The 12,196-nt window shown below is 44.4% G+C and carries 10 protein-coding genes; 2 read left to right on the top strand and 8 right to left on the bottom strand.

The annotated features are described in order from the left end of the window. Positions 1-54: 54 nt before the first annotated feature. Genes J6I68_RS08020 through J6I68_RS08030 form a run of 3 tightly spaced genes read right to left on the bottom strand, consistent with a single transcriptional unit; the run spans position 55 to position 3,161 of the window. Positions 55-543, bottom strand: a complete 489-nt coding sequence (locus J6I68_RS08020) for an Lrp/AsnC family transcriptional regulator (protein WP_292205357.1) — start codon at positions 541-543, stop codon at positions 55-57. Between the two features lie 55 nt (positions 544-598). Next, positions 599-1,570 carry an AIR synthase-related protein gene (locus J6I68_RS08025; RefSeq protein ID WP_292219357.1) on the bottom strand — a complete coding sequence of 324 codons (972 nt, stop codon included), beginning with the start codon at positions 1,568-1,570 and terminating at the stop codon, positions 599-601. A gap of 19 nt (positions 1,571-1,589) precedes the next feature. Continuing rightward, positions 1,590-3,161, bottom strand: a complete 1,572-nt coding sequence (locus J6I68_RS08030; RefSeq protein ID WP_292219360.1) for a VanW family protein — start codon at positions 3,159-3,161, stop codon at positions 1,590-1,592. A 63-nt stretch (positions 3,162-3,224) separates the two neighbouring features. Between J6I68_RS08030 and J6I68_RS08035 the strand changes: the two genes are divergently transcribed. Next, positions 3,225-3,866: a hypothetical protein gene (locus J6I68_RS08035; protein WP_292219362.1), complete on the top strand. Its 642-nt coding sequence runs from the start codon at positions 3,225-3,227 to the stop codon at positions 3,864-3,866. A gap of 51 nt (positions 3,867-3,917) precedes the next feature. Here the strand turns inward: J6I68_RS08035 and galT are convergent, their stop codons facing one another. From galT to J6I68_RS08055, 4 genes are all read right to left on the bottom strand, one after another. Beyond that, positions 3,918-5,450, bottom strand: a complete 1,533-nt coding sequence (gene galT / locus J6I68_RS08040) for a UDP-glucose--hexose-1-phosphate uridylyltransferase (protein ID WP_292219365.1) — start codon at positions 5,448-5,450, stop codon at positions 3,918-3,920. Between the two features lie 21 nt (positions 5,451-5,471). Further along, a complete protein-coding gene (locus J6I68_RS08045) occupies positions 5,472-6,635 on the bottom strand; it encodes a galactokinase (protein WP_334300057.1) in 1,164 nt (387 codons plus the stop codon). 230 nt (positions 6,636-6,865) lie between these two features. Then, positions 6,866-8,038, bottom strand: coding sequence for a toxic anion resistance protein (locus J6I68_RS08050; RefSeq protein ID WP_292219371.1), 1,173 nt, complete (start codon positions 8,036-8,038; stop codon positions 6,866-6,868). Positions 8,039-8,095: 57 nt separating this feature from the next. Continuing rightward, positions 8,096-9,346: a 5-bromo-4-chloroindolyl phosphate hydrolysis family protein gene (locus J6I68_RS08055; RefSeq protein WP_292219373.1), complete on the bottom strand. Its 1,251-nt coding sequence runs from the start codon at positions 9,344-9,346 to the stop codon at positions 8,096-8,098. A 151-nt stretch (positions 9,347-9,497) separates the two neighbouring features. Between J6I68_RS08055 and J6I68_RS08060 the strand changes: the two genes are divergently transcribed. After that, on the top strand, positions 9,498-10,412 hold the full coding sequence (locus J6I68_RS08060) for an AraC family transcriptional regulator (protein WP_292219375.1): 915 nt from the start codon (positions 9,498-9,500) through the stop codon (positions 10,410-10,412). A 44-nt stretch (positions 10,413-10,456) separates the two neighbouring features. Here the strand turns inward: J6I68_RS08060 and J6I68_RS08065 are convergent. Further along, on the bottom strand, positions 10,457-12,196 hold a 1,740-nt coding region (locus tag J6I68_RS08065), incomplete at its 5' end, for a glycogen/starch/alpha-glucan phosphorylase (RefSeq protein ID WP_292219378.1).

Below are 12,196 nucleotides of genomic sequence, written 5' to 3' on the forward strand. Positions count from 1 at the left end.
ACTTTCTTATTCCAGATGGCTTTATGTCAACCACCTTTTTTCCTATGGGATTTCTCATGGTGAAACTATCTCCCTTGTATCTTCATATTTTTTAGTAAGGATCGTTCCGTGGTCTTTATATTTTTTCAAAATAAAGTGTGTGGCTGTGCTAAGGACAGTGTCCAGGGTTGAGAGCTTGTTACTTACAAACCCAGCTACTTCCTGAAGGGTCTTGCCCTCGATGATGACCATAAGGTCAAATCCGCCGCTCATAAGGTATACACTTGTAACCTCTGGATATTTGTAGATCCGCTCTGCGATGGAGTCAAATCCAAGTCCCCTCTGAGGAGTAACCTTAACTTCGATAAGGGCATTGACCTTCTCAATACTGGTCTTGGACCAGTCAACCATGGTGTGATAGCCGCAGATGATGCCCTCTTCCTCAAGGCTTCTAAGTTCGTTGGCCACAAGGATCTCCTCTGCCCCTAAAAGGACGCTGAGCTCGTGGACATCGATACGGCTGTTTTTCTCTATGATATTCAGTATCTCTTCTCTAGTACTCATCTTTTTCTCCCATCTCATATTTATAAACTCTATGATACTACAAGAATCAAAAGTTTCACAAAAGAATTCTGTGAATCTCATCAGCCTGTGGCAGTTCTAAGAATCTCTTTTCATCGCCATTTACGATGACCCTGTCGTTGCCATCCTTAAGGAATCCTATGACAGCCGCATTTACGCCGTTTTCGTTTAAGGCCGCCACCAGCTTTTCCTCATTGTCACATGCAATAAGAAGGGCTCCACCAGATGTTAAAAGATATGGATTCACCTCAAGAAATTCACAAACTTCAATTGTTTCCTGCCTTATGGGGATCTTTTTAAGATCCACACTAAGTCCGGTTCCTGCTCTCTCAGCCATCTCCCAAAGGGCTGCAAATATTCCTCCTGAGGAAACGTCATGAATGGAGCTAGCTCCGGACTTTATGGCGACTGCAGCCTCACTATTTATGGGCAAAAGAGCTTTGAAGTTTTCAGCCTTTTCGATAAAAGGAACAGGATAGCGCTTTTTTAGTTCTTCTTTTTTTTCTTTGGCAAGTATAGCTGTACCCTCCAGCGCAACAAAGCCCGTTACGATAAGAGCATCTCCAGCCTTTGGTTTATGGTCAAATACAGGCGCTTCTCCAGGGTAACCCGCTGCAGTAGCCGTTACAACCGGCCTTGTCACAGCGTTTGTAACTTCAGTATGCCCACCTGCGTAGATGGTGCCACTTGCTTTCGCCCCTTCAATGGCATCAGCAACTATTTTCTTTAGCTCTTTTTCCTCGGTCTCAGCCGGTAAAAGAACTGACAAAGTCACGTGATCTGGAACAATTCCCTGGGATTTTAAGCTGTTTGCCACTTTTACCACAGCATAGAATCCAGCATCTGAAACGTCCGCCACCAAGGGAAAGGTGGCGCTAAATGTCTTTTTATCATTAGAAAAAGCGCAGTCTGACCCTACAGCTGCGCTTTCAATGTTTTTATATTCTGTTCTTAACTGCTTTAAAACTGAGCGCTTAAGTGCATTCTCAGTTATCTTGCCTATCCTCATGAACTCTCCAGTAAAACTATTAGTCTGTCTGAATAACTTCTGCTGTGTCAGCGGCTTCTGCCTGCTGCTTCAAAAGAGCATTAGCTGCTCCAACTGCATCTCCTACAGCCTGGGCTGCTGCCTCTTCGCCTTCTGTTCCGGCTGCGGTCCTTGCTGCTGCCAAAGCTCCAGCTACGGCCTTGACGGTACCAACATCGCCTGTTGCTATGGCTGTCTGAAGCTGAGATACTGCAGTTGCATCTGCTCCACCAGTTCCTACAGTGATGATCTTAGGAACCATCTTGTAATTACTTGAATTAACTACTTCCTTGGTGGTCTCACCATTTTCTGTAACGATCTTCCAGAGCTGGGCCTTGTATCCAAGGTGTGCTGACTGGGTTCCTACATATCCGACATTCTGAGAAGGATCTGTGACGAACTGGTCCGCAGAAGCTGGTGTTGTCTCCAAAACTTCACTCTTATATGAAACGTGACGACCTGCATCTCTGGTCTCTACGCCGTATATCGTAAATGTGATGTGCTTGTCTGAGGAAGTATAACCCTCAATATAAATAGGATATTCTGTGCTGTTTACAAACTTAAAGTTCTTACCGCCCGACTCAGCGATGGCAGCATCTGCTGAAGGATCCACATAGTTGACGATCATTGAGTGGTTGTGTCTTTCTGTAACTTCAAGCTCTGCTAAGAGAACTGCATTGTAAAGCGTTGTTGAAACCTGGCAGATTCCTCCGCCAACACTCTCTACAACAAGTCCGTTAAGGTAAGATCCTGCAGGGAAATATCCATTGGCTTCTGTAAAAGGTGTGATGGTATCAAGAACAGAAAACTCCTCTCCGGGGTAAATTGTTGAACCATCTATAAGCCTGCAGCCATTTGCAACATTGGCACTTCTTGATGCTCCAGAGGATTTGTAGCTTGTTGTGAATGTTCCAAGAACGTCCCTTACCTTAGAAAGCTCTTCAGCGCTTCCCTTGGGCTCGTCTGCCTTAACGATAAGGTCAACACTTGTCTGTCCCTTACCAAGGCCGCTCTGGATAAAGCTCTCTATAGCTGAAACTGATCCAGGCTGATCTACCAGATATCCTGTCTGACCATCTGATACAACAAATCCGTCAGCAGTCTTTTTCAGGTTATAGTTTATGGTCTCCTGGTCGTACTCATCAGCGCATCTTGCAACTATGCCTTCCAATAGCTCTTTTTCATAGCCATACTCTATGTCAAATGTATAGTTGTTCTTTTCAAGGTCCTTAAGAGCCTTGTACCTCTTGATGATGTTGCCCTGATGTCCAAGGGCATATGCATCTTCAACGATGCTGGTGTTGCTCCAGTAAAGTCCTATATCTTCTCCAGTAAAGGAAGTCTCCCTTCCCTCTCCGGCGGATAATGTGATCTGCTCGGCAGAAACTTCATCAACAAATTGAGAAACCGCTGTCTCAGCGTCATCAACGCTCATGCCTGAGACGTCTACTGATCCGATATATACACCATTTGCTATCTTCCTGGCATCAGATTCTGCTGCATAGGCCTTTCCTGCTGGGAACAGCAGCATTGCAAGCAAAATAAGTGCCGCGCAATTAAATTGTTTTTTCATAACACTTCCCCATGTGATATCATTATATGGAATGAACCACGATTTACTGAAAGGATATTATAGATGAAATTCCCTTTTTTAGCAACCTTCATATTGTTCATAGTCCTGTTCAACATCAGGATCCGTCTGGTCTCCAGAAAAGAGGAACAAAAAGAAGAAAAGTTTTGGGACAGGGAGCTTCGTTCTAACAGCGTCAGAAAGAAAAGTCTCGACACCCTTGAATATGTTCACCTTCCCTACGATCTATTGCCCTTTGGAACAGCTGGTGACGACGAAAACCTTAAGGAGATAGAGGATGAGCTTACAGCCCTTAAGGACTTAAAGATAGTAAACTTAACCGGTATCACCAACACAGACTTAAAGCTTGAGTACGGAACAGCCAATATCACAGCCCTTACTGAATACGATCAGAACTATACATCTCTTGTAATAGCCCTCCAGAAGTGGGGTGATGCTCTTTACACCTTAGGGCGTTTCGAAGATGCAGCCAGTGTCCTTGAATTTGCTGTTAAGACCAGAACTGATATAACAGCAACCTATCGCCTTCTGATCGATATGTATAAAACCAAGCTTGGCCTGAACGAGCAGGAGATCCAGAGAAAACTTGATGGTCTTGTTCCCATCGCCAACAGCCTTAATTCTCTCAGTAGAAACACTATCCTAAAGCTCCTTGAGCCTTCGGATAATAATTCTGATCCTGAATAAACCTAATAGTTAAGCCGCGGAAGACTTACGCTTCCACGGCTTTTTCTTTTATCAAAGGCTACTTACAAATCTGTCAAAGGCAGCCTGTCCCTCTGGTGTGCGCTTGTAAACTCCCGCATCTTCAAGGACATGCATGAACACTTCTCCGATTTCCTTCTGGATTATCTCATCTATATTGTCTTTGTTTATGCTGTCATATTTTGTCTTAAACTGATCCACCCAGTCTGCGTGCTTTTCAAGGGTCTCATCAGCTCTAAGATCAGCTCCTTTAAGGATTGCTTCCTTAAGGTCTGCCATCTCTTTTTTAAGTCTTGCAGGTAGTACAGCAAGGCCCATTACTTCAATAAGGCCAATGTTTTCTTTTTTAATATGGTGAAGCTGCGCATGAGGATGGTATACCCCAAGAGGATGCTCATCAGTAGTGATATTGTTCCTAAGAACAAGGTCAAGCTCATAGTTTTCGCCCCTCTTTCTCGCAATAGGGGTTATGGTGTTGTGAGGTGTTCCATCAGTCTCTGCAAAAATGAAGGCTGCCTCATCTGTATATGCTCTCCACTTATTAAGGATCACATCCGCCAGCTCTATTACTCTGTCTGAGTCCTTGGCAGACAGCCTTATTACAGACATAGGCCACTTAACAATTCCGCTCTCAACATCCTCGAAACCTTTAACTGTAAAGTTTCTCTCAACAGGAGCTTTTGCCATGGCAAAGGTGTAATGTCCGCCCTGGAAGTGGTCGTGGCTAAGGATCGATCCGCCTACGATAGGAAGGTCAGCATTAGATCCCACAAAATAGTGAGGGAACTGCTTAACAAAATCAAAGAGCTTGCAGAAGGTGTTGTGCTCTATCTTCATTGGAATGTGCTTTGAGTTAAACACAATGCAGTGCTCGTTGTAATAAACATATGGAGAGTACTGGAAACCCCACTTTGAATTCTGGATAGTCACAGGGATGATCCTGTGATTTTCTCTTGCTGGATGATCAACTCTTCCTGAGTATCCCTCATTTTCCCAACAAAGCTGGCACTTTGGATAGCCGCTCTGCTTGGCATTTCTTGCTGCTGCAATTGCCTTGGGGTCCTTCTCAGGCTTGGAGAGGTTGATAGTTATATCAAGATCTCCATACTCAGTCTCTGCTGTCCACTTCATATCCTTGGAGATACGATAGCGCCTGATGTAGTCAGTATTTCTGGAGAAGTTATAGTAATACTCTGTAGCTGCTTCAGGACTTACTGCATATTTCTCGTTAAACTTCTTTATTACAGCGCTTGGTCTTTCTGTCAGTGCGCCCATGAGCTTTGTGTCAAAAAGATCCCTATATACCACGCTGTCATTCTCGATAAGGCCATTTGCTGCAGCGTAGTCATCAAGTTCTTTTAACACGCCCTCTAAATATGTACCGTCATCGATAGCAGCCTTATCGATGCCTTCAGAGAGCTTCTCAATTTCATCAATCTCAAATTCCGCACTATCCTGCCCTAATATGATAAGCAGGCTGTTTACGGCGTAAATGATATCTTCTTTTTCTATTAGCTCAGTCCTTAGCCCGTAAGCTACAAGCTTTTTAACTGCATCAAAATTCATGATATTCCTCCAAACCAATGATCAGATAACCTCTGGGCCGCCACCAATTGAAACTGTATAGAAGGTAGCATCGTAGCCAATCTTTTTCTTATAGTTTTCACCCACCACCTTCTTGAAGTTCTCGATAGCCTCATCCTTAACGATAGAAACAGTGCAGCCTCCAAATCCGCCGCCAGTCATTCTTGAACCGATGACTCCAGGGATCTTCCATGCTTCCTCTGCCAGAGTATCAAGCTCAACGCCTGTAACGTCGTAGTCATCGCGAAGAGACTCATGGGACTGTCTCATCAGCTCTCCAAATCTCTCAAGATCTCCTGCCTTAAGGGCCTTAACAGCCTCTATTGTACGCTGGTTTTCATATACAGCGTGCTTAGCCTTCCTCTGCATATCAGGGTCAGTCAAAAGACCTTTATTTGCCTCAAATTTCTCGATTGAAAGGTCACCAAGGCCCTTGATATCAAGGCTCTTCTGAAGAATTGCAAGAGCCTCCTCACACATGCTCCTTCTTGCGTTGTACTGTGAGTCAGTGAGCTTGTGTTTTTTATTGGTGTTGGCAATGATGATCTTGGCTCCATCAAGCTTAATAGGTGCATATTCAAAAGAAAGATCAGCTGTATCAAGGAAGATCGCGCTGCCTTCCTTACCCATAGCAACTGCAAACTGATCCATGATTCCGCAGTTACAGCCGTTGAAGTTATTTTCAGAGTACTGACCGATAAGGGCAAGATCCTGATTAGATACATCAAAACCATAAAGATCTCTTAAGATGAATCCTGTTAGCACTTCGAGAGATGCTGATGAAGAAAGACCTGAACCATTGGGAATGTTGCCATAGATCACCATGTCAAATCCCTTATCAAGCTTCATTCCTCTGCCAGCAAATGCCCAGATAACTCCCTTGGGATAGTTAGTCCAACCAGCCTCACTCCTTGGCTCAAGATCTGAAAGAGAAGTCTCTACAACCCCTGTTCTGTCCAGATTTACGGAATAGAAACGGATCTTGTCGTCATCTCTTTTTGCTACTGCACCATATGTTCCGATAGTAAGGGCACATGGAAAAACATGACCTCCGTTGTAATCTGTATGCTCTCCGATAAGATTAACTCTTCCCGGAGCAAAGTATGCCTTGACGTTATCATTTTTGCCAAAGACTTTTTCAAAGTTCTCAAGAACTGCCTTCTTCATTTCCTGATTGATCATATAACCCTCCTGTTGTTGTATCCAATACATTAACAAATGTTCAACTTATCCTTATCATACACAACAGCACCTATAATTTCCATGCCTCTTTGTTTCTGATAGCTGTCAAAATGTTAACTAGGGCAAACTAAAAAAACCGGCGGATGATTTCCGCCGGCTTAATGAATCACGACACAGTCAAAGTGAGCAGATATAGATCATCGCCACTGCCCTGGTCAATTTTTGGCTGCTTCAAGAAGCTTGTCCTTGAGCTGATTCTCGATCTGAGAAAGCTCTGCCTCTGCCTCGTGGCGCTTCTGCTTGCCCTCTGTCTGGATACGAAGAACTTCGTCCAGAGTAGAGATAAGAGACTCGTTGGTGTGCTTAAGGGTCTCGATATCTACGATGCCTCTCTCTGCTTCCTTGGCGCTCTCGATTGTAGCAACCTTGAGGGCGTCTGCATTCTTACGAAGCAGGTTGTTAGTCATGTCGTTAACTTCTCTCTCTGCTCTTGCAGCCTGAGTAGCGTGCTCGATACCCATTGCGATAACCATCTGGTTCTTCCACAGAGGAATTGTGTTTACTATTGTTGACTGGATCTTCTCAGCCATCATGGTGTCAGAAGACTGTACCATACGGATCTGAGGACCTGTCTGCATTGCGATTGTTCTTGTAAGCTCAAGGTCATAGAGCTTTTTCTCGAATCTGTCGCACTTATTTGCAAAATCCTTAGCTGCCTCTGCATCCTCAGGAAGTCCTGAAGCCTGAGCCTTGTTCTGAAGCTCTACAAGAGTAGTATTTCTCTCCTCTTCAAGTCTCTTCTTACCAGCAAGGATGTACATTGTAAGTTCCTTGTAGTAGTTGAGGTTAAGGTCATACATCTTATCAAGAACATCAACGTCCTTAAGAAGTGTTACCTGGTGTTTCTCAAGCTCATTGGCAATAGTCTGAACGTTTACTTCAGCCTTGGCATATTTAGCCTTAAGGCCTTCAAACTTGTTGGCACTCTTCTTGAAAAGAGCTCTGATTCCCTTCTCATCCTCTTCTATCTCAAAGCCCTTGAGCTCAGTAACAAGATCTGTGATCATGTTTCCAACTTCGCCCATGTCCTTGGTTCTTACATTCTCGATAGCCTTCTCAGAAAAGTCAGCAAGCTTCTTCTGAGTTCCAACACCATAGTTCATAACTCCTGTTGTGTTGGAAATGTCAATCTGTTTGCTGAAATCCTCAACCTGCTTAAGTTCCTCTGCTGTAAGCTGAGCCTCAAGCGCCAGATTTCCATTGGTCTGTTCCTTTTCAGGTGCTGCGGCTGTTGCTGCAGGTGCTGGTGCTTCCTGTGCCTGCGCTTCTGCCCCAAAACTAAGTGATGGTGCTGCTGGAGCTGCACCAAATTCTAAATCTGCTCCCATATCATCCTCCTAAGAACTTAATATTCTATAATAAATGTCACTAATTCGTGCTCGTCTTTACTTGGGCTGTGTCTGGGCCTGAGCCTGACCTCCAAACTCAAGGCTCTGTGCCGCAGCCTGACCCACCACACTCTGGGCAACAGCGCCTGTCTGGGCTGTGATGCCCTGTCCCTCAACAGTAAGTCCGTCCTGAGCCATCATAGTCTTCATAACAGAGATGTCTGAAGAAATATCCCATGCCATATCCTGGAACAGGCTGTCAAGAAGGCTCTCAAATGCCATGTTGATAGTATCCATAGCATCATCAATCTCTTTCTTGGTCTGAGTTATGTTCTCACCAACCTCAGGCTGCTTATCCAGCTCCACATAAGCGTTAAGAAGCTTTTTAGTAGTAGGCAGGTAGTAGTTCATAAGCTTGTGAAGCTCATCTGCACTTGATGGATCTTTTTTCACCTGAGCAAAGATCCTGTTCATGATCTCCTCAAGTCTGTAGAGCTTGTTGGACATCTCCTCTGTATCAGGGATAACGTCGTTGATCTGACGGACAAATACGATATATTCCTTACCCTCCTCAAGGATCTGGATCTCCTTGTCAGAAAGGTTCTTGTACTCAGCGTTTCTTGCTCTCTCAGCTGCAATGGCTGCTTTCTTGTCCTCTTCAGCCTTCTGCTCTCTTGCTATTCTGTCGCTCTCAGCTCCAAGATACTGCTCGTAAGCTCTGTCTGTGACCATGCACACTGTCTCTGTGTTGTCAAAACGGGCTCTTGGAAGGAATCCAAGCTTGATCATGTTCTTGATGTCTTTAAGAACACTCTTATCGCTTCCCATTGTAGCCTTGGCAAGGTCTGAAATATTGAAAAACTCTGCCTGCTTAAGAACTGATCCGTACTGGTAATACTTTTTTGACAGGTCGAATTTCTTTTTCCCCTGTGTAAAGAAAAATGCGCTGGCTGCAACTATGACGCCAAGGGTAATGGATCCTGCAATTGAGCCACTTAATATCGCTCCAAGCAGAGGCAAAAGGAAAAACGCTCCCACTGCTCCTGAAATTGTCATCTGTGGAACTCCAAGGAACTTGCTGATGTTCTTTTGAAGGAATGGGAACACCACTGTCCTTTGCTGTTGGGGAGCCTGCGCCCCCTGCCTCATCTGACTTGAGTAGTTGACCTTCCTGTCCACACTTACTGACTTCACAACCCTTGCCACGTCTGAATGGAGGGTGCTGTAATCGTTTCTGTCTATAGCACTTGAGACACTGTTTAATATCTCATTTCCTGCTTTTAAAAAATCCTGAATATCGTTCTGCAAAACTAAGTCCTTTCACATTTAACCAAAATGCAACTTACATTTTACAGTAAATCCATAGAAAACACAATTGGTTAGAGGGCTTGAAAAGGTTATATTTTGCATAATACAATACAATTATCAAAACAATTTCTTTAAAAACCGAGGAACATTCATGGAAAAAGCCTATAAACTTCTTTTTAACACAGAAGAATCCGATGATCTTTACGTTTATTGCTGCGGTCTTTCACAGACTCTTCCAGGTCACAGTTTTGGTCCCGCCCTTAAGCCCCACTACATGATCCATTACTGTTTAAGCGGCAAGGGCAGGTTTTCTATTGGTGGAAAGAACTATCCATTAAAGGAAGGCTACGGCTTTTTGATCGTACCAGAAGAGCTTGCTTACTACGTTTCTGACGAAAAAGATCCCTGGACCTACGCCTGGATCGGCTTTGGCGGCAAAAAAGCAGGTGAAGTCGTATCTCAGCTTGGGCTTTCTCTTTTGCAGCCCGTATTTAAGAGCGATGCCTCCAAGGATATCTACGATATAGTAAAGGACATGATGGATCACAACACCTTTAGCGTTGAGGATGTTCTTAGGCGCAATGGCCTTCTGTCCATGTTTTTATCCGTTATAGCATCTGGCATCAGCGTAACAGCAAAGAGCGACAGTGGAAGCGACAACAACTACGTGACCAAGGCCCAGGCCTATGTTCGCAGCAACTACTGCAATCCCATCAAGGTCACAGACATTGCAAATTACGTATGCATAAACCGAAGCTATCTGTACACTCTTTTCCAGAGAACTCTTGGCATCTCGCCGCAGCAGTACCTGACAAGCTACCGCATAGCCAAGGCAACAGAGCTATTGCAGCTTACCAAGCTCCCAATCGAGTCCATCGCCATCTCCTGCGGCTATTCAGACCCTCTGGTCTTTTCCAAGGCTTTTCACCAGGAAAAGAAAATGTCGCCTTCCGTCTACAGAAAGAGCCTTCCAAAGAGCGACACTCCTGCAGGAAACAAGGAAAATTTAAAGCAGGTGGAAAAGCTGATTGAAGAAAGACATTTGGAATCAAATGATCCAAACTAAAAAAATCCCGCCACTTTCGTGACGGGATTTTCTAATTGGCTTATTTACTTAACGTCCATGTTGAGCTTGTCCAAGTGCCATACTTCATCTACGTATTCCTGAATAGTTCTGTCTGATGAGAACTTACCGCAGGATGCAGTGTTGAGCAGTGACATCTTAGCCCAGCGCTTCTTATCTGCATAGGCATCAGTGATCTTTCTCTGGGCCTCAAGATATGCCTCGAAGTCCTTGAGGATGAAGTACTGATCAGCCTTGTTGGAGTTAACTGTGTTAAGAAGGCAGTTGTACAGAGGTCTGAACAGCTCTTTATCACTAGAGAATGTGCCATCTACAAGACTGTCAAGAACGCTCTTGACGTTAGGATCTGAATTGTAGATGTCCATAGGGTTGTAGCCGCCATTTCTCTCATAGTCCATAACTTCCTGAGAGGTAAGTCCAAAGATAAATGCGTTCTCTTCGCCTACTTCGTTAACGATCTCAACGTTGGCACCATCAAGGGTTCCAAGAGTAACAGCGCCGTTGAGCATCATTTTCATGTTACCTGTTCCTGAAGCCTCCTTACTTGCTGTAGAGATCTGCTCAGAAACATCAGCTGCAGCAAAGATGAGCTCTGCATTTGAAACCTTGTAGTCCTCTATAAATACAACCTTAAGTCTTCCCTTGATATCAGGGTCATTATTTACCACCTCAGCCACAGAGTTGATGAGCTTGATGGTAAGCTTGGCTGTAAGGTAGCCAGCTGCTGCCTTGGCGCCAAAGATATATGTCTTTGGATAGAAGTCCTTTGTAGGATGAGCCTTGATATCCTTGTACTTGTGGATAACCTGAAGGATATTAAGGAGCTGTCTCTTATACTCGTGAAGTCTCTTTACCTGAACATCAAAGATTGACTTAGGATCAACCTCAACGCCATTGTGCTCCTTGATATAAGCTGCAAGGCGCTTCTTGTTCTGGAGCTTGATATCCATGAACTCCTCAAGAGCCTTCTTGTCATTTGCAAATGCTTTGAGCTTGTCCATCTCAGAGAGATCTGTGATCCAGCCATCTCCGATCTTTTCTGTAACCCAGTCAGCAAGAAGAGGGTTAGCGTGAAGAAGGAATCTACGCTGTGTGATACCGTTGGTCTTGTTGTTGAACTTCTCTGGCATCATCTCGTAGAAATCCTTGAGCTCTCTCTTTTCAAGGATCTCAGTGTGAAGCTTGGCAACACCGTTTACTGAATGTCCGCCAACGATGGCAAGGTGAGCCATCTTGACCTGATTGTCATAGAGGATAGCCATGCTGCGGATCTTGGCCTGAACATCTATGCCTGCGCTGCCGGTATACTGGCGCATGATCTGGTCAACAAATCTTCTGTTGATCTCATCAACGATCTGATAGATTCTTGGAAGGAGCCTCTGGAAAAGATCTACTGGCCACTTCTCAAGAGCCTCTGCCATGATGGTGTGGTTGGTGTAGCAGCATGTTTTAACAGTTACATCCCAGGCTTCATCCCATGTAAGATAGTACTCATCCATGAGAAGTCTCATAAGCTCTGCAACTGCTACTGTAGGATGTGTATCGTTGAGCTGGAATACAGCTTTTTCGTAGAATTTCCTGATATCATCGTGGTTTTTAAGATATCTCTTAAGAGCGGTCTGAACTGAAGCAGAGATAAAGAAATACTGCTGCTTAAGTCTTAGCTCTTTTCCTGCGATGTGATTGTCATTGGGGTAAAGGACTTCGCAGAGCTGGCTTGCAAGGTTCTCCTGCTCAACAGCCTTCTGATAATCGCCCTTGTCAAA

Origin of the sequence: Butyrivibrio sp. (genome assembly GCF_017940685.1) — a bacterium.
In the GTDB taxonomy this organism is placed as follows: Bacteria; Bacillota; Clostridia; order Lachnospirales; family Lachnospiraceae; genus Butyrivibrio.